The sequence below is a fragment of the Pseudomonas sp. TUM22785 genome (assembly GCF_028198105.1).
Taxonomy (GTDB): domain Bacteria; phylum Pseudomonadota; class Gammaproteobacteria; order Pseudomonadales; family Pseudomonadaceae; genus Metapseudomonas; species Metapseudomonas solani.
The window spans coordinates 831,929-849,884 of sequence record NZ_CP116239.1 but is presented as its reverse complement, the minus strand read 5'-3'; the positions used below and the strand labels follow the sequence as shown (position 1 = coordinate 849,884).

Below are 17,956 nucleotides of genomic sequence, written 5' to 3'. Positions count from 1 at the left end.
CCCGGGCTTCAGCCCGGGAAATGGGCGCCGCTGCCGTGACCGACGCCCGACCTCCCCAGCGGGATTGGTTTATCCTGCCCGCCCCTTTCCACCACCGGCTCCAAGCAACATGGACGTTTCCCGCACACGCATGCTCGCCCTGCGCAGCCTCGCCTTCATCATCGACAAGGCACTGATCATCAGCCTGGTCGCTCTCCTCTACGAACAGACACGTCACGTGCTCGCGATCGTGCTGCCGGTGCTCCTGTACTTCCCGCTGTGCGAGTGGCTGCTGCGTGGCTTCACCCCAGGGAAATGGATCTGCCGGATCCGGGTCATCGCCCCCAACGGCGAGCCGCCGCAACTGATGCAGGTACTCGTCCGCAGCGCCTTCCGCCTGGTGGAAACCAACCCCTTCATCCTCGGCTCGCTGCCGGCCGCCATTGCCGTCATCTGGTCCTGCAACGCCCGGCGCCTGGGCGATATCTGGGCCTACACCTTCGTCATCCCCACCCGCGACCTGGCCGCACTGCGCCAGCGCATGGCCGAGATGGAAGAGCCCACCACAACCACCGCAACGGAATGAAGCGAAGGAAATCGCCATGACCCAACTACAGGGCTTCACCCCGGAAACCCGCGCCCAACTGGTCGCGCTCAAAGGCGTGGGCCCGACCGTGGTCGGCCGCCTGGAACAGATCGGCTTCCACACCCTGGAGCAACTGGCCCACTGCGAAGCCGCCGACCTCACCCTGCAGATTTCCCGGATGATGGGCTCCACCTGCTGGCACAACAGCCCCCAGGCGCGGGCAGCCATCCAGGCCATCATCGACTTCGCCCGGCAGCACACCGCCCAGGCCTGACGAATTTTCGAGCGACCACGCCGAACCACCGCCCCGCCTGCTCCGCAGCGATCCACCCAGAAGATATCCACAGGCTGTTCCACAGAAACTGTGGGCAGAGGCGGGGGCTTCAGGCCTCCTGCAGTGCTCGCATTGCTGCGGCAGCGAGGAAGCCCGAGCGGCTTTTCTGTTCCGGGTGAGTGCGCACGTACTCGTCGATGCGATTGAGCAGGTAGCCGGGCAGTGTGATGTTGAGCTTCTCGGCCTTGCCCATGTAGCGGACCACATCGATATCCACCAACGCCCAGGTGCAGCCGGCATAACGGGGATCCTCCGCATGGAAGGTCACCTTGCGCGCCACGGGAATTGGCGCGCCGTCCTCCGCAAGCAACTCCAGATGCCCCTCGATAGCCTCGCGCGCCATGGCCATCGCCTCGTCCAGGTCATCACCTGCCGAGAAGCAGCCGGGCAGGTCCGGTACTTCGACACCCCAGGCGTGCGCGTCATCGCCGGGCAGAATTGCAATCGGGTAAAGCATTGTTTGGCCTCTTCGACAGGGAGTAGGCAAGTTCATTTGAGCCCCGCCTGCTTGAGGATGCTTGCCACCGTGGCAGCAAGCAGGTCCTTCTTCGGATGGGGGATGGTTACGAGTCCTGGCTTGCTCGGGTGTTTGAAGTGGTGATGACTACCTCTGGTCCTTACCAGAAACCAACCATCGACCTCGATCAGCTCAATGAGTTGTCGGCTGTTCACATCCAGTCCTTGGCAGACTGGTGGTTATAGTAACCACCAAATAAAGAAACACAATTCTCTGCTATCGGGCACTGCTGAGCGAGTCAGCCGTTTCAGCTTCACAAGCAAACTTGCCGAGGAAATTTCCCAAACCCGCCGCAACCCCTTGTTCGCCTCCAGCCCACTCCCTAAGTTCGCTCGGTCGCAGTCAATCCGCGACCAGGTTTAGCGACCTGAAGCAAACGGCGCGATGCCGCCTACGGGGCTTGCGGGAAACGGCGTACGTTTCCAGCGGGAACCGGCTCGCATGCAGTTTTCAGGACTGCATCATCTAATGGCGGATCGCGTGGGGAGACCTTCGTGGTCTGCCGGCTCCGTTTGCCCGGTTCGCTAACCCCGCGCGATCCGCCACCCTTTGTTTAGCGACGAGGGGTGGCGGACCTACCAGCAAACGGAGTAACGCCATGCACGACGCATACACCCCGATCTTTTTCTACCGCCACAACCGCCCATTGCGCGGCGTGATGATCGACGACCAGCCCTGGTTCTGCGCCTACGATTTCGCCCGCCTGCTGGGGTTGCACCATCCCCAGGCGCTGCACCGCCGCCTGCGCCCCTATCAGATTCGCAGCGCCCGTTTCGCCTATGCCACCGGCAGCGAGGAAGAGGTCCATCTCGTCAGTGAAGGCGGCCTCTACCAGGCCATGATCCGCTTCGGCCACCCCGAGTTGCAGCACCTGGAAGAGTGGCTCGCCCGCGACGTGGTCCCCACCCTGCGCGACCAGTACACGGGCTGCCGTCACCAGCCACGGCGCGTGATGCTGGACTGGCAATCCCGCCGGCTGGTGCTGCTGGATTGGCAAGGTGAGCTGTGGATGCAGTGGGACAAGGTGCCGCGTTACCGAGGGCTCTGAAACGCCCGGGCAGGGTGCCGCCCCCCAGCATGGGTTTCGCACGGCTCTACCCATCCTACGAATCTCGCGGAGCGCCGCCCGCCCCCTTCTACGAGCGGTATGGATCGGCTCCGATGCCAAGCCCGTGAACCGACCCCGTAGGATGGTGTAGAGCGAAGCGAAACCCATCGTTGCAATGCACAGACGTGGCGCCGGTGCTGCCCCCGATCGCGAATGAATTCCCACGTCCTGCTGCTCGGTCAACCCGCCGCGACGTCGACCTTGCGCACGCGGGTGTCGGCGGCGCTGATGGGGCGGCCATTGGCGTCGCGGACTTCCAGGCGCGCCAGGGGCTGGTCGGCGGTGTCGAGCAGTTCGGAATGCACCTCGTCGGGGGCGAAGCAGTGGGCTTCGCCCCACTGGCGCAGGCTGACGACCAGGGTGAACAGGTCATGGCCCCGGGGCGTGAGCGCATAGGCCTGGTAGGCGCTGCCGTCGGCGGCCGGCTCCACACGAAGGACACCTTCGACCACCAGCTTGCGCAGGCGGTCGCTGAGGATGTTCTTGGCCACGCCGAGGCTTTTCTGCAGTTCGCCGAAACGCTGCAGGCCGTCGAACAGGTCGCGCACGATCATCAGCGACCAGCGGTCCCCGATCACGTCCAGCGCCCGGGCCACCGGGCAGTGCTCCTCGGCTTGCGGGTCTTTCATGCACCACCTCCAGCTCGCGAAAAGTGGTTGCAGTTTAAAACCTGTATCGATAGCCTTCAAATGGTTTCATTTTGAAACCACAACAAGGACTTTCGGCATGCCCACTCATTCCCCGATGCCGCCGGCACTGGTCTGGCTGCTGGCCGTGGCCTGCGGCCTGAGCGTCGCCAACGTCTATTACGCCCACCCGCTGCTGGATGCGATCGCCGCTGACCTGGGCATCGGCCGTGCCGCTGTCGGTGGGGTGATCACCCTCACCCAGGTGGGCAGCGCCCTGGCCCTGCTGGTGCTGGTGCCCCTGGGGGACCTGCTGGAACGGCGCCGGCTGATGGCTGGGCAATTGCTCCTGCTGGTGGGCTCGCTGCTGCTGGTCGCCCTCGCCCGCCAGCCGGCCCTGGTGCTGCTGGGCATGCTCGGCCTCGGCCTGCTGGGCACCGCGATGACCCAGGGCCTGCTGGCCTTCGCCGCCAGCCTGGCCAGTGACGGGGAGCGCGGCCGGGTGGTGGGGGCCGCCCAGGGCGGCGTGGTGGTGGGCCTGTTGCTGGCCCGCAGCCTGGCGGGGCTGATGGCCGACCTGGGCGGCTGGCGCGCGGTCTACCTGCTCTCGGCCGGGTTGATGACGGTGCTGCTGCCCCTGCTCTGGTGGCGCCTGCCGGAGACCCGGCCCCACTCGCGGATGCGCTACCCGGCGTTGCTCGGGTCGATGTTCAGCCTGCTGCGCGAGGACCGCGTGCTGCAGGTGCGCGGCGTGCTCGCGCTGCTGCTGTTCTGCGTGTTCAACCTGTTCTGGGCGGCGCTGGTGATGCCCCTCAGCGAACCGCCCCTGGCGCTGAGCCACAGCGCCATCGGTGCCTTCGGCCTGGTCGGCGCAGCCGGAGCGCTGGCAGCGACGCGAGCCGGCACCTGGGCCGACCGGGGCCAGGCGCAGAAGGCCAGTGGCCTGGCACTGCTGGTGATGACCCTGGCCTGGCTGCCGCTGGCCTTCACCGGGCAATCGCTGTGGGCGCTGCTGCTGGGCATCCTCCTGCTGGACGCCGCCGGCCAGGCCCTGCACGTGCTCAACCAGAGCCTGGTGCTGAGCAGCGGCAACCCCGCCCACAGCCGGCTGATCAGCCTCTACATGCTGTTCTATGCCGCCGGCAGTGCCCTGGGCGCTTTCGCCGCCACGCAGCTCTATGCCTGGGCCGGCTGGGCCGCCGTGTGCCTGCTCGGCGCGGCTCTCAGCCTGCTGGCGCTGGCCTTCTGGTGGGTGACCCTGCCGGACCGCAACGGCATCCGACACCATGTCTTGGGCAGGCAAAGCGGCATCAGGTAAACTGCCGCATCTTTTTGCACCCATAACGACTAGCCTGATGCCCACGACGTTCCATGAGATTCCCCGCGAGCGCCCGCTCACGCCCCTGCTCGACCGCGCGGCGACGCCGGACGAGCTGCGCCGGCTGGGTGAAGCGGAGCTGGAAACCCTGGCCGACGAACTGCGCCAGTACCTGCTCTATACCGTTGGCCAGACCGGCGGGCACTTCGGCGCCGGGCTCGGCGTGGTCGAACTGACCATCGCCCTGCACTACGTCTTCGATACGCCCGACGACCGACTGGTGTGGGACGTGGGCCACCAGGCCTACCCGCACAAGATCCTCACCGGGCGCCGCGAGCAGATGGGCAGCCTGCGCCAGAAGGACGGCGTCGCCGCCTTCCCCCGCCGCGCCGAGAGCGAGTACGACACCTTCGGCGTCGGCCACTCCAGCACCTCCATCAGCGCGGCCCTGGGCATGGCCATCGCCGCCCGCATGCAGGGCTCGGAGCGCAAGTCCATCGCGGTGATCGGCGACGGCGCACTGACCGCCGGCATGGCCTTCGAGGCACTGAACCACGCCTCCGACGTGCAGACCGACATGCTGGTGATCCTCAACGACAACGACATGTCGATCTCGCGCAACGTCGGTGGCCTGTCCAACTACCTGGCCAAGATCCTCTCCAGCCGCACCTACGCGAGCATGCGCGAAGGCAGCAAGAAGGTGCTCTCGCGCCTGCCCGGCGCCTGGGAGATCGCCCGTCGCACCGAGGAATACGCCAAGGGCATGCTGGTTCCCGGCACCCTGTTCGAAGAACTCGGCTGGAACTACATCGGCCCCATCGACGGCCACGACCTGCCCACCCTGGTCGCCACCCTGCGCAACATGCGTGACCTCAAGGGCCCGCAGTTCCTCCACGTGGTGACCAAGAAGGGCAAGGGTTTCGCCCCGGCGGAAGTCGACCCCATCGGCTACCACGCCATCACCAAGCTGGAGCCGATCAACGCTCCGGCAGCGCCGAAGAAGGCGTCCGGGCCCAAGTACTCCAGCGTCTTCGGCCAGTGGCTTTGCGACATGGCGTCGCAGGACCCGCGCCTGGTGGGCATCACCCCGGCGATGAAGGAAGGTTCCGACCTGGTGGCCTTCAGCGAGCGCTTCCCCGATCGCTACTTCGATGTCGCCATCGCCGAACAGCACGCCGTGACCCTGGCGGCCGGCATGGCCTGCGACGGCGCCAAGCCGGTGGTGGCGATCTACTCGACCTTCCTCCAGCGCGGCTACGACCAGCTGATCCACGACGTCGCGGTGCAGAACCTCGACGTGCTGTTCGCCATCGACCGCGCCGGCCTGGTGGGCGAAGACGGCCCCACCCATGCGGGCAGCTTCGACCTCTCCTACCTGCGCTGCATCCCCGGCATGCTGGTGATGACCCCGAGCGACGAGAACGAACTGCGCCTGCTGCTGACCACCGGCCACCTGTTCCCCGGCCCGGCAGCGGTGCGCTACCCGCGCGGCAGCGGCCCCAACGCCAGCATCGACAAGGAGCTGGTGCCAGTGGAGATCGGCAAGGCCGTGGTTCGCCGCCAGGGTGCCCGCGTCGCCATCCTCGCCTTTGGCGTGCAACTGGCCGAAGCCCTGCAGGTGGGCGAAACGCTGGGCGCCACCGTGGTCGACATGCGCTTCGTCAAGCCGCTGGACGAGGCCCTGGTGCGTGAACTGGCCGGCAGCCACCAACTGCTGGTGACGGTCGAGGAAAACAGCATCATGGGGGGTGCCGGCTCGGCGGTGAGCGAGTTCCTCGCCCGTGAAAACATCCTGCTGCCCGTGCTGCACCTGGGGCTGCCGGACTACTACGTCGAGCATGCCAAACCGGCACAGATGCTCGCCGAGTGCGGCCTGGACGCCAGCGGCATCGAAGCCTCGATCCGCGAACGCCTGGCCTTGCTGGAGCGCAGCGCCGGCTAGACTGCCCTTTACTGATCGCCGTGCCAGCGGGCGCGGCGCTTGTTCACCCGAGACACCCGGGCCCGGAGCCAGGCCGCCGCAGAGCGACCAGCCCAGCCCGCCACGGGGAGCCCGCAACAGGCGGTTCCGGCTCCCGGCCTCACGTGCAGGATGTCGTCGAACGACCAGAGAGTCGTCGGCGCGGTGCGGGGCGGCACGTGGAAACGGTTCTCGTCGTACGACGTGTGTTGCGGAGGGGCTGCACCGTCAAGCACAGGCGATCACCGGTCGCGCAGTCGTTCTTGTCCCGCCCTTCTCGAAAGTCATGGATCTTTTGAGGAGTCATCGATTATGCGTTCCCGTCTGGCCCTGGCCATCGCCATGGCCCCCTGCCTCGCGGCAGCCGAAGAAATCCCCCTGGACAGCCTCGACGCGCTGAAGAGCCCCTATGTGGTGGCCACTTCGGGCAACGCGCTGGAGCCCCGTTCCCAGGCCACCGCCGCCACCAGCATCTTCACCCGCAAGGACATCTCCCGGCTGAAGGTCAAGAGCGTGCCGGACCTGCTCACCCGTGTACCCGGCATGTCGGTCGCCCAGCAGGGCGGCCGTGGTAGCCGCACCAGCCTCTACCTGCGCGGCACCAATGCCAACCAGACGCTGGTGCTGATCGACGGCGTGCGCATCGGCTCGCTCTCCGATGGCCTGTCACGCCTCGAATACCTGAACCTGGAGCAGGTTGAACGCGTGGAGGTCACCCGCGGCGCCCGTTCCAGCCTCTACGGGTCGGATGCCATGGGCGGCGTCATCCAGGTGTTCACCCGCCGTGGCGAGGGCGCCGGCCTGGAGCCGCGCTTCGACTTCAGCCTCGGCGACAGCGACGAGAACGAGCACAGCCTGGGCCTCTCCGGCGGCGACGAGCGGACCCGCTTCGACCTGGGCGCCAGCCTGCTGGAGCTGCACAGCGACCGCACCGACGACATCGATGGCGCCAACACCGACGACGACACCTACCGCAACCGGGGCTTCAACCTGAGCCTGGAACACCGCCTCACCGAACAGTGGCGTGCCGGCCTCAACCTGCTGGACCAGCGCGGCAAGAGCGACCTCGACGAGAACGCCCTCTGGTACCCCGGCCAGCCCACCGACGAGTTCACCCTCAACAGCACCTCGGCGTTTCTGGAGGCGAACCTCGACCCGCGCTGGACCAGCCGCCTGCAACTGGGCCACGCGGAGAACAGGAGCCAGCTGGACACGGTGCGCAACTTCTTCACCACCCATCAGGAATTCGCCACCTATCGCGACTCGGTGGAGTGGCAGAACACCTTGCGCCTGGACGAGCACCAGCAGGTGCTGCTGGGCGCCGAGTGGTACGAGGAGCGCCTGACCGCCAATCGCACGCTCAACGAGATGGAGCGCCGCAACCAGGCCTGGTTCGCCCAGCACCGCTATCGCGCCGCGCCCTTCGGTACCGAACTCGGCCTGCGCCACGACAGCAGCGACCAGTACGGCAGCGAGAACAGCCTGGGGGCCGCCCTGGACTTCGACCTGCCGATGTCCACCCAGCTGGTGCTGAGCTACGCCGAGGGCTTCCGCGTGCCCAACATGGTCGAGCTGTACCTGCCGGCGCCCTTCCAGCCCACCGGCAACCCGGACCTCGACCCCGAGCACTCGAAGACCTGGGAAGCCCAGTTGCGCGGTTCGCACTACGACACCGACTGGAGCTTCGGCGTCTACCGCACCGACATCGAGGACCTGATCTCCCCGGTCCTGGACTTCAACCCCTTCTTCGTCAACGAGATGCGCAACGTCGGCAAGGCCCGCATCAACGGCATGGACCTCAGCGCATCCCGCGACTTCATGGGCTGGAACACCCACCTCAACCTGGGCCTGGTGGACCCGCGCGACCGGGACACCGGTCATACCCTGCCCGGCCGCTCACGGCGCACCCTGGTGCTGGATGTGGACAAGAAGTTCGGGGACTACAACTTCGGCTTCAGCTGGACGGGGGTTTCCAGCCGCTACGTGGACGCCGAGAACACCGAGAAGACCCCCGGCTACGGACGCATCGATATCCGTGCCGGCTGGAGCTTCCTCAAGGGCCTGAAGGTGGAGACCCGGGTCGAGAACATCGGCAACCGCCAGATCACCGAGCAGCGCTACGTCTCCAGCTCCAACCCCTCGTCGTCCTACCCCTTCGGCGATGGCACGCCCACCAGCAGCAACACGGTGAACGTCGCCGACCCGACCATCGAGCAGTACGGCGGCTACCAGGACGAAGGCCGCAAGGTGGTGATGACCCTCAAGTGGTCGCCGCAGTTCTAGTCAGGTTGCCTCGCCCGCGCGCACCCGCAGGCTGCCCTGCCGGCGCGCAGCCACCAGGCGAGTCGCGCCGGGGGACGCCAGCAGGCACTCAGCCAGGGCCGGTTCCAGCAGCACCCGCACGCGCCGCCCCAGGTCACGGGCGCCGTAGCGCGGGTCATGGCCGAGGCAGAGCAGCTCGCGGGCGCCCTCTTGCAGCACCAGCGTGCGCCCCTGGCGTGCCAGGCGCTGGTTGAGGCGCGCCAGTTCGATGTCGAGCAAGGCCTCCAGGTGGTCCTCGCCGATGCGCTCGAAGCAGACGACGCGGTCCAGCCGGTTGAGGAACTCCGGGTCGAAGTGGCGGTGCAAGGCCGCCTCCAGCACCCGCGCCTCGTCCCGTGGGGAGACTCCGAACAGGCGCCGCCAGCCACGCGAATAGCGCTCACGGAACTGCCAGGCCTCCTGGGCGCCGATATTGCTGGTGAGGAAGATCAGGCTGTTGCGGAAGTCGATGCGGCGGCTGCCGGCGCTCAAGATCAGCTGGCCGTTCTCCAGCACCCCGAGCAGGCTGCGCACCACCTCCTTGCCGGCTTTCTCCAGTTCGTCGAAGAGCACGATGCCGGGGCGGCCGAAGCTGCCCTGGATGGCCTCGGCGTCGAACAGCGTGGCGCCCTCCTTGCTGCCCACGTAGCCCGGCGGCGCACCGGTGAGCGCAGCGACGTAGTGTTCCTGGGCCAGGGTCTGCATGTCGATGCGGCAGAAGGCGTCGGCGCGGCCATGGATGGCCAGCGCCAGCAGGCGCACCAGCTCGGTCTTGCCGACGCCGGTGGGGCCCATGAACAGGTTCACCGCCAGGGGCCGCTCGCGGTCGCCGATGTCCGCCTTGACCACCTTGAGCAGGGCCTCCACCGCCTCCAGCGCGGCGTCCTGGCCGACGATGCGGGTGCGCAGCAGGGCCATGACGGTGTCGGGCTCGAAGAGAAAGCGCGACTGCAAGCGCGCCGCCGGCACCTCGCCGCGCCCCAGGTGCTCGCGGTTGTGCTCGATCAGGTCGTTGACGAAGGGCATCCGGGCTCCTCGGTTCAGGGAATCACGGGCGGCGGGCCGCCCCGCTCACGGAGCGCCGTCGCGCTAGCCCGCGACCTGCTCGCGCCCACCATGGGGCAGCTCGCCCACCGGGCAGTCGGCGACACCGAGGGTGCGGCGGGTGAGCGCTTCCACATCGTCGCGGGCCTTCTCCGCATCCAGCACCCAGGTGCGGTAGAACTCGAAGGGGCAATCGGCCACGCCACGGTCGCCATCGCCGGAGTTGTAGACGCCGGTGTAGCCCCGGTGCAGCAGCTTGAACAGGTGGTTCTGCGACTGGTCGTTGGCCCGCGCATCGCGGATCTGCGAGACCGACAGCTGGGCGTACTGGATGCCCATCTCCTCCTCGCCGCATTCGCCCAGGGTGCGGCCGTCGAAGCCGATGATCGCCGAGTGGCCGAAGTAGCTGTAGACGCCATCGAAGCCGGCGGCGTTGGCCACCGCCACGTAGCAATTGTTGGCCCAGGCCATGGTCTTGGCCATCAGCACCTGCTGTTCCTTGGCCGGGTACATGTAGCCCTGGCAGCGCACGATCAGCTCGGCGCCCTTCATCGCGCAGTCGCGCCAGATCTCGGGGTAGTTGCCGTCGTCGCAGATGATCAGGCTGATCTTCAGACCCTTGGGCCCTTCGCTGACGTAGGTGCGATCGCCCGGGTACCAGCCCTCGATGGGGCACCAGGGGATGCACTTGCGGTACTTCTGCACGATCTCGCCACGATCGTCGATCAGCACCAGGGTGTTGTAGGGCGCCTTGTGCGGGTGCTCCTCGTGGCGTTCGCCGGTGAGGGAAAAGATGCCCCAGGTCCCGGCCTCGCGGCAGGCGGCGGAGAAGATCGCCGTCTCCTCGCCGGGGATGCTGGCGGCGGTGGCCATCATCTCGTCGTGGTCATACATGATCCCCATGGTGCTGTACTCGGGGAACACCACCAGATCCATGCCGGGCAGGCCGAGCTTCATGCCCTTGATCATCTCGGCGATGCGCCGGGCGTTGTCGAGCACCTCGGCCCTGCTGTGCAGGCGCGGCATCTTGTAGTTGACGACGGCGACGCCGACGGTATCCGGGCTGCTGGAAATATCACCGTGACGCATGGGCTTCTCCTTCCGTTCAGTGGCTGATCATCCAGGGCCGCGCACCGGGCTTGGTCTTCAGCGCGTGGGGGTTGGCCTTGGTCGGCGCCAGGGGCTTGTTCGGCGTGCAGCAACCGCAGCCTTTCGGGTGCTTGCGGTTCTCGCGGTACTCCTCGACCGTCTGCGGCGCGTTGGCGCTGCGCTCGTTGGCGGCGATGGCGCGGCGCTGGCTGCCGGCCAGGGTGGCCAGGCCGGGTGCGGAGAGGATGACCCTCGGCGCCGGCTCGTCGCACACCGGGCAGGCGCAGGGGGCCTCGCGCTCGGCCATGGGCCGCAGGGCGGTGAAGTCGCCGCAGGTGGCGCAGTCGTATTCGTAGATGGGCATGTTGGGGTCCTCGTCTTCGTTCGATGTCCGCCGTCCCGGCGGGAGGTACGCCGTCCAGAGCAACCTCCCGCCGGGGCGGTGAACTCACTTGTCCGGCGCGATGGGCAGGTCGACGCTGCCGTCGAGGAAGCGGGTCGGGCCGGAGGCGTTGGGGTTGATGTCGAAGTCGAAGATTTCCGTCGGCAGCCAGAGCGTGGCGCAGGCGTTGGGGATGTCCACCACCCCGCTGATGTGCCCCTGCACAGGCGCCGAACCAAGCAGCGCGTAGCCCTGGGCCGGCGAGTAGCCGAACTTGGTCAGGTAGTTGATGGCGTTGAGGCAGGCCTGCTTGTAGGCGATGTTGACGTCCAGGTAGTGCTGCTTGCCGGACTCGTCCACCGAGATGCCTTCGAAGATCAGGTAGTTCTTGTAGTTGGGCACGATGGGGCTGGGCTTGAACACCGGGTTTTTGATGCCGTACTTGGCCATGCCGCCCTTGATCAGCTCGACCTTCATGTGCACCCAGCCGGCCATCTCGATGGCGCCGCAGAAGGTGATCTCGCCGTCGCCCTGGCTGAAGTGCAGGTCGCCCACCGAGAGGCCGGCGCCGTCGACGTAGACCGGGAAGAAGATCTTCGAGCCGCGGGACAGGTCCTTGATGTCGCAGTTGCCGCCATGCTCGCGCGGCGGCACGGTGCGCGCGCCGGTCATGGCCGCCTTGTCGCGGGCCTCGCCGCGCAGCTTGCCCATGTGCGCGGTGGGCGCCATCGGCGGGTTGGCCAGGGGCGGCACGCGGGTCGGGTTGGTGTCGATCAGCGCCTGCTCGCGGCTGTTCCAGTCGGCGAGCATCTTGTGGTCCGGCAGGCAGCCGATCAGCCCGGGGTGGATCAGCCCGGCGAACTGCACGCCGGGGATGTGCCGGGAGCTGGTGAACAGGCCGTGGAAGTCCCAGATGGCCTTCTGCGCCAGGGGGAAGTGATCGGTGAGGAAGCCGCCGCCGTTCTGCCGCGAGAAGAAGCCGTTGAAACCCCACAGGGAATCCGGCTTGGCGCCGATGTCCAGCAGGTCCACCACCAGCAGGTCGCCCGGCTCGGCGCCCTTCACCCCCACCGGGCCGGAGAGGTAGTGCACGGTGGAGAGGTCGACGTCGCGCACGTCCGAGGCGTCGTCGTTGTTCTTGATCGCGCCGGCGGTCCAGTCGTAGGTCTCGAGGATGAAGTCATCCCCCGGGTTGACCCAGCAGGCCATGGGAATGTCGGGGTGCCAGCGGTTGTGGATCTGTTCGTTCTCGGTGGCGGCCTGGTTGAGGTCGACCTTGATCAGCGTTTCGGTCATGACGGTGCTCCTTGGGACCAAGTGTTGGACGGGCGGTCTGGGCCGCGCTGGGAGCTAGTCTTGGCCGCCTGGCCGGGATCGGGAATACGTCGAATTACGTAGGTGGGAAGCGGCCGGGCGGGCGCGCGAAAGCCGTCGCCCGTGCGCGGGCACGGGGACGGCTTGGCGGGGATTCCGGGCCACGGCCCGGCTGCGGGCTACACCGACAGGTAGCGGCTGATGGTGGCTTCGTCGACCCGGTCGCGGGTTTCCTCGATCACGAAGCGGCCCTTCTCGATCACCAGGAAGCGGTCGGCGATCTCCAGGGTGAAGGACAGCACCTGCTCGGAGACGACGATGGTCAGGTCGCGCAGGGTGCGGATCTCCTTCAGGCTGCGGGCGATGTCCTTGATGATCGACGGCTGGATGCCCTCGGTGGGTTCGTCCAGCAGCAGCACCTTGGGGTTGGTGGCCAGGGCGCGGGCGATGGCCAGCTGTTGCTGCTGGCCGCCGGAGAGGTTGCCGCCCTTGCGCGAGCGCATGTCGTGGAGCACCGGGAACAGCGCGTAGAGATCGTCCGGAACCTGGCCGTTGGCCGAGGCCGGCAGGCCGGTCTGGATGTTTTCCAGCACCGTCATGTGGGAGAAGATCATCCGCCCCTGGGGCACGTAGGCGATGCCGCGTTCGACGCGCTGGTGGGTCTCCAGGGCCGACACGTCCTGGCCATCGACTCGCACCTCACCGCCCCATTGCGGGAGGATGCCCATCAGGCTCTTGAACAGGGTGGTCTTGCCCATGCCGTTGCGCCCCATGACGGCGACGATTTCCTGCCTGGCCACGTTCAGGTCGAGGTCGTGGAGGATCTGGCTCTGGCCGTAGCCCGAGGTGAGCTTGCTGATCTGGAACATGCTGGACTCCATTGATGGCTGGCCCGGGGCTCAATGCCCCAGGTACACCTCGATCACCTTCGGGTTGCTCTGCACCGCCTCCATGCTGCCTTCTGCCAGGACCTTGCCCTGGTGCAGCACGGTGACCTTGTGGGCGATGCTCTTGACGAACTCCATGTCGTGCTCGATGACCAGCACCGAACGCCCCTGGCTGATGCGCTTGAGCAGCTCGGCGGTCTGCGCGCGCTCGCTGACGCTCATGCCCGCCACCGGCTCGTCGAGCATCAGCAGCTCCGGGTCCTGCATCAGCAGCATGCCGATCTCCAGCCACTGCTTCTGGCCGTGGGAGAGCAGGTCGGCCTGGCGGTGCAGGTGCTCACTGAGGAAGATTTCCCCGGCCACCGCCTCGACGCGGGCGATGACCTCGGCACTGCGCTTGAAGAACAGCGCACCGAGCACCTTGCGCCCGGCCGGGTAGGACATCTCCAGGTTCTCGAACACCGTCAGGTTCTCGTAGATGGAGGGGTTCTGGAACTTGCGCCCGACGCCGGCGCGGACGATGTCGTACTCGCGCATGCGGGTCAGCTCGCGGCCGTCGAACTGGATGCTGCCGGCGGTGGCGCGGGTCTTGCCGCAGATCAGGTCGAGCACCGTGGTCTTGCCGGCGCCGTTGGGGCCGATCACCACCCGCACCTCGTTGCGGTCCAGGTAGAGGTTGAGGTCGTTGACCGCCTTGAAGCCGTCGAAGGACACCGTCAGGCCCTCGATGGCCAGCACCGGTTTCGGGCTTTCGAATCCGCTCGGGCTCATGGTGTGCGCTCCAGTTCACGGGGGGTGCTCGGGGCCGGGCTCGGGCTCGCGGCGGGCGTCGTCACAGTTGCGGCGGGTGCCTTGGCGCGGGTGGCCAGCAGGCGCTCCAGGCGCGGGCGGCCATGGCTCTGCCAGAGCCCGGCGAGGCCGTTGGGGAAGTACATGACCACGGCGATGAACAGGCCGCCCATCAGGTACAGCCACAGCTCGGGGAAGCTCTCGGAGAAGTAGGTCTTGCCGTAGTTCACCAGCAGCGCGCCGTACACCGCGCCGAGCAGCGACATGCGCCCGCCGACGGCGGCGAAGATGACCATTTCGATGGACGGCACGATGCCGACGAAGCTCGGCGACATGAAGCCCACCTGCAGGGCGAACATGGCCCCGCCTATGGCCGAGAAGCCGGCGGCCACGCAGAACACGAAGATCTTGAAGCTGGCCACGTCGTAGCCGGAGAAGCGCACCCGTTCCTCTTTGTCGCGCATGGCCATGAGCAGGCGGCCGAGCTTGGAGGCGAGGATGAACTTGCCGATGACGATGCAGCCCAGTAGCAGGAAGGCGCTGACGAAGTAGAGGATGAGCTTGGCGCCGTCGGTGCGGATGTCCCAGCCCATCAGGGTCTTCAGGTCGGTGATGCCGTTGACCCCGCCGGTGAGCCCCTGCTGGCCGATGATCAGCACCGTGAGGATCATGGCGATGGCCTGGGTGACGATGGAGAAGTACACGTCGCCCACGCGCCGCTTGAACATCGCCAGGCCGATCACCGCCGCCAGCAGCATGGGCACCGCCAGCACCGCGACGAGGGTGAAGCCGAAGCTGTGGAAGGGCTGCCAGAGCAGCGGCAGCTCGGTGATCTGGTTCCAGTCCATGAAGTCCGGGATGCCGGGGGTGGACTGGATCCTGGTGCTCTCCGGGTCGGAGGCCTCCAGCTTGAGGAACATCGCCATGCAGTAGCCGCCGAGGCCGAAGAATACCCCCTGGCCGAGACTGAGGATGCCGCCGTAGCCCCAGCACAGCACCAGGCCGACGGCGACGAAGGCGTAGGTGAGGTACTTGCCGACCATGCTCAGGCGGAAGGCGTCCAGCGCCAGCGGGAACACCACGAGGATAAGTGCGGCGAGGATCAGCAGGCCGATGGTGCCCTGCCGCCCGCCGAGGACGTTGTCGATTGCGTTCATCTGCCGCCCCTCATTTACGGACTTTGATGGAGAAGAGCCCCTGGGGGCGCAGCATCAGGATCAGGATCACCGCCGACAGGGTCAGCACCTTGGCCATCGAGCCGCTCATGAAGAACTCGGAGATGGACTGCGTCTGGGCGATGGTGAAGGCCGAGGCGATGGTGCCGAACAGGCTCTGCGCGCCGCCGAAGACCACCACCAGGAAGGTGTCGACGATGTACAGCGAGCCCGCCGTCGGCCCGGTGGAGCCGATGGTGGTGAAGGCCGCGCCGGCCACCCCGGCGACACCGCAGCCGAGGGCGAAGGTCATGCGGTCGACCCGCTTGGTGTTGATGCCCACCGCGCGGCTCATCACCCGGTTGAGCATGGTGGCGCGCACCTGCAGGCCCCAGCGCGAGCGGTAGAGCATGAGGAAGATCGTGGCGGTGAGCAGCACCGTGAGGCCCATGACGAACAGGCCGTTGCGCGGGATGTCGATGCTCTCGGTGGGGTTGAACGAGCCCATCAGCCATTCCGGCAGGGTGGCGCTGACCTCGCGCGCGCCGAAGATCGAGCGGAACGCCTGCTGCATCACCAGGGACAGGCCCCAGGTGGCCAGCAGGGTGTCCAGCGGGCGCTGGTAGAGCTTGCTGATCATTGCCCACTCCACCAGCCAGCCGATGGCCCCGGCGATGAAGAACGACAGCACGATGGCGAAGAAGAAGTAATAGGGCTGCATCGCCGGCGCGTAGTGGGTGGTCAGTGCCGACAGCAGGTAGGTGGTGTAGGCACCGATGGTGAGGAACTCGCCGTGGGCCATGTTGATCACGCCCATCTGGCCGAAGATGATCGCCAGCCCCAGGGCCATCAGCAGCAGGACGCAGAACACCGACAGCCCGTTGAAGCCCTGCATGGCCGCAATGGCGCCGAACTCAGATAGCCATTCCATAAGGTTCTCCGGAAGCGGGCGACAGCCTCGCCGCCCGCCGGGGTTTGGATTCAGGGTGGAACGGGGGTCAGACAAACCCCGACCCCACTTCAGGCTTCAAGCTTCAAGCTGCTTCTCGCTTCTCGCTTCTCGCTTGCCTCTTGCAGCTTGAAACTTGCCGCTTGCCGCTCCCTACTCACTGATACCCCTTGGGGAAGGGATTGGGTTCGATCAGGCCGGACTCGTAGACCACCTTGAACTGACCGTCTGCCTGGACCTCGCCGATGCGGGTCTTGCTCCACAGGTGATGGTTGTCGTGGACCTTCACGTAGCCTTCCGGCGCGGTGGTCAGCTCGATGCCCGGGGAGGCGGCGACCACCTTGTCGACGTCGAAGCTGCCGGCCTTCTCCACGGCGGCCTTCCACAGCCACGGGCCGAGGTAGGCGGCCTGGGTCACGTCGCCGATCACCGCGTCCTTGCCGTACTTGGCCTTGAAGGCTTCGACGAAGGCCTTGTTGTTGGGGTTGTCCAGGCTCTGGAAGTACTTCATGGAGGCGTAGAAGCCGGCCATGTTCTCGCCGCCGATGCCGAGCAGTTCATCCTCGGTCACCGAGAGCGTCAGCAGGGTCTGCTTGGCGGCGGTGACGCCGGCGGCCTTCATCTGCTTGTAGAAGGCGACGTTGGAGCCCCCGACCACGGCGGCGAAGACCACGTCGGGCTTCTTCAGCTTGACCTTGTTGATCAGCGAGCCGAACTGGGTGTTGCCCAGCGGGTAGTACTCCTCGCCCACCACCTTGCCGCCGAGCACGTTCTCGATGTGCTTGCGGGCGATCTTCATCGAGGTGCGCGGCCAGATGTAATCCGAGCCGATCAGGTAGAAGGTCTTGGCGCCCTTCTCCTTGGCCACCCAGTCCAGGCCCGCGAGGATCTGCTGGGTCGCCTCCTGGCCGGTGTAGATGACGTTCTTCGACTGCTCCAGGCCCTCGTAGAAGGTCGGGTAGTAAAGCAGGCCGTTTTCCTTCTCGAACACCGGCAGCACGGCCTTGCGCGAAGCCGAGGTCCAGCAGCCGAAGACGGTGGCGACCTTGTCGTTGACCAGCAGCTTCTTGGCCTTCTCGGCGAAGGTCGGCCAGTCGGAGGCGCCGTCTTCCTGGATGATCTTGATCTGCCGGCCGAGGATGCCGCCGGAAGCGTTGATCTGCTCGATGGCCAGGCGCTCGGCCTGGATCGAGCCGGTCTCGGAGATGGCCATGGTGCCGGTGGCCGAGTGCAGCTGGCCCACGGTCACTTCGGTGTCGGTCACCGCCAGGCCGGTGGTGTTGGCGTCGGCGGCCACCGCCAGCTGACCGAATACCGCTGCGGCCATCAGCGACAGCGCGGCGGCGCCCAGCGCCAGCCGGCGCGGAAGAAAGCGTTTCGCACCCGTCATCAAGCTTGAATCCATGGTCCTGCTCCTCTGTGGTTGGCGTGGTCGGCTCGCCTTGCGGGTACCGGCCTCGGTTCGGGGCAAGGATGCGTTCGGGCAGGGGGCGGGGGTATACGCACATTGACGTAGCGGCATACGTCATCTGACGTAGTGGCCGGTGCGCCAGCTTGGGGCATGCTGCGCTCGCAGACAGGCGCAAGGACGTGCGCGCGATGACGCAGCCAAGCCGGGA

At 66.8% G+C, this 17,956-nt stretch carries 18 protein-coding genes; 6 read left to right on the top strand and 12 right to left on the bottom strand.

Going from position 1 to position 17,956, the window contains the following annotated elements; all coding sequences use genetic code 11:
- Positions 1–109 precede the first annotated feature (109 nt).
- Positions 110–565 carry an RDD family protein gene (locus PI990_RS03995; RefSeq protein ID WP_271659882.1) on the top strand — a complete coding sequence of 152 codons (456 nt, stop codon included), beginning with the start codon at positions 110–112 and terminating at the stop codon, positions 563–565.
- 16 nt (positions 566–581) lie between these two features.
- Positions 582–839 (top strand): DUF4332 domain-containing protein, encoded by a 258-nt coding sequence (locus tag PI990_RS03990; protein WP_271659881.1) that lies wholly within the window; start codon positions 582–584, stop codon positions 837–839.
- 109 nt (positions 840–948) lie between these two features.
- Here the strand turns inward: PI990_RS03990 and PI990_RS03985 are convergent, their stop codons facing one another.
- Together PI990_RS03985 and PI990_RS03980 are read right to left on the bottom strand one after the other, a co-directional pair.
- Complete coding sequence (locus PI990_RS03985) at positions 949–1,356, bottom strand: type II toxin-antitoxin system HicB family antitoxin (protein ID WP_271659880.1); 408 nt, start codon at positions 1,354–1,356, stop codon at positions 949–951.
- A 32-nt stretch (positions 1,357–1,388) separates the two neighbouring features.
- The gene (locus tag PI990_RS03980) at positions 1,389–1,571 is read right to left on the bottom strand and encodes a type II toxin-antitoxin system HicA family toxin (RefSeq protein ID WP_271659879.1); all 183 of its coding nucleotides are present in this window, start codon (positions 1,569–1,571) and stop codon (positions 1,389–1,391) included.
- Positions 1,572–2,014: 443 nt separating this feature from the next.
- Here PI990_RS03980 and PI990_RS03975 point away from each other — a divergent pair, with 443 nt between their 5' ends.
- Positions 2,015–2,464, top strand: coding sequence for a BRO-N domain-containing protein (locus tag PI990_RS03975; protein ID WP_271659878.1), 450 nt, complete (start codon positions 2,015–2,017; stop codon positions 2,462–2,464).
- A gap of 239 nt (positions 2,465–2,703) precedes the next feature.
- Here the strand turns inward: PI990_RS03975 and PI990_RS03970 are convergent, their stop codons facing one another.
- Complete coding sequence (locus PI990_RS03970) at positions 2,704–3,153, bottom strand: winged helix-turn-helix transcriptional regulator (RefSeq protein ID WP_043245949.1); 450 nt, start codon at positions 3,151–3,153, stop codon at positions 2,704–2,706.
- 97 nt (positions 3,154–3,250) lie between these two features.
- Between PI990_RS03970 and PI990_RS03965 the strand changes: the two genes are divergently transcribed.
- From PI990_RS03965 to PI990_RS03955, 3 genes are all read left to right on the top strand, one after another.
- A complete protein-coding gene (locus PI990_RS03965) occupies positions 3,251–4,468 on the top strand; it encodes an MFS transporter (RefSeq protein ID WP_271659877.1) in 1,218 nt (405 codons plus the stop codon).
- Between the two features lie 37 nt (positions 4,469–4,505).
- Positions 4,506–6,410 carry a 1-deoxy-D-xylulose-5-phosphate synthase gene (gene dxs / locus PI990_RS03960; RefSeq protein WP_271659876.1) on the top strand — a complete coding sequence of 635 codons (1,905 nt, stop codon included), beginning with the start codon at positions 4,506–4,508 and terminating at the stop codon, positions 6,408–6,410.
- 330 nt (positions 6,411–6,740) lie between these two features.
- Positions 6,741–8,711, top strand: a complete 1,971-nt coding sequence (locus tag PI990_RS03955) for a TonB-dependent receptor plug domain-containing protein (RefSeq protein WP_271659875.1) — start codon at positions 6,741–6,743, stop codon at positions 8,709–8,711.
- On the opposite strand, the gene PI990_RS03950 is transcribed toward PI990_RS03955, so the two are convergent.
- From PI990_RS03950 to urtA, 9 genes are all read right to left on the bottom strand, one after another.
- Positions 8,712–9,755, bottom strand: a complete 1,044-nt coding sequence (locus PI990_RS03950; protein ID WP_271659874.1) for an AAA family ATPase — start codon at positions 9,753–9,755, stop codon at positions 8,712–8,714.
- A 63-nt stretch (positions 9,756–9,818) separates the two neighbouring features.
- The gene (locus tag PI990_RS03945) at positions 9,819–10,862 is read right to left on the bottom strand and encodes an aliphatic amidase (protein WP_271659873.1); all 1,044 of its coding nucleotides are present in this window, start codon (positions 10,860–10,862) and stop codon (positions 9,819–9,821) included.
- A 16-nt stretch (positions 10,863–10,878) separates the two neighbouring features.
- Entirely contained in the window at positions 10,879–11,226 is a 348-nt protein-coding gene (locus PI990_RS03940) for an FmdB family zinc ribbon protein (RefSeq protein ID WP_173180368.1), read from the bottom strand.
- Positions 11,227–11,310: 84 nt separating this feature from the next.
- A complete protein-coding gene (fmdA, locus tag PI990_RS03935; protein WP_271659872.1) occupies positions 11,311–12,540 on the bottom strand; it encodes a formamidase in 1,230 nt (409 codons plus the stop codon).
- Between the two features lie 197 nt (positions 12,541–12,737).
- A complete protein-coding gene (gene urtE / locus PI990_RS03930) occupies positions 12,738–13,427 on the bottom strand; it encodes an urea ABC transporter ATP-binding subunit UrtE (protein WP_043245943.1) in 690 nt (229 codons plus the stop codon).
- A gap of 30 nt (positions 13,428–13,457) precedes the next feature.
- Positions 13,458–14,216: an urea ABC transporter ATP-binding protein UrtD gene (gene urtD, locus PI990_RS03925; RefSeq protein ID WP_021219669.1), complete on the bottom strand. Its 759-nt coding sequence runs from the start codon at positions 14,214–14,216 to the stop codon at positions 13,458–13,460.
- A complete protein-coding gene (urtC, locus tag PI990_RS03920) occupies positions 14,213–15,391 on the bottom strand; it encodes an urea ABC transporter permease subunit UrtC (RefSeq protein WP_271659871.1) in 1,179 nt (392 codons plus the stop codon). Before urtC ends, urtD begins: the two co-directional genes overlap by 4 nt.
- A 10-nt stretch (positions 15,392–15,401) precedes the next feature.
- On the bottom strand, positions 15,402–16,319 hold the full coding sequence (urtB, locus tag PI990_RS03915; protein ID WP_021219667.1) for an urea ABC transporter permease subunit UrtB: 918 nt from the start codon (positions 16,317–16,319) through the stop codon (positions 15,402–15,404).
- A 175-nt stretch (positions 16,320–16,494) separates the two neighbouring features.
- Complete coding sequence (gene urtA, locus PI990_RS03910; protein WP_021219666.1) at positions 16,495–17,727, bottom strand: urea ABC transporter substrate-binding protein; 1,233 nt, start codon at positions 17,725–17,727, stop codon at positions 16,495–16,497.
- Positions 17,728–17,956: the final 229 nt, after the last annotated feature.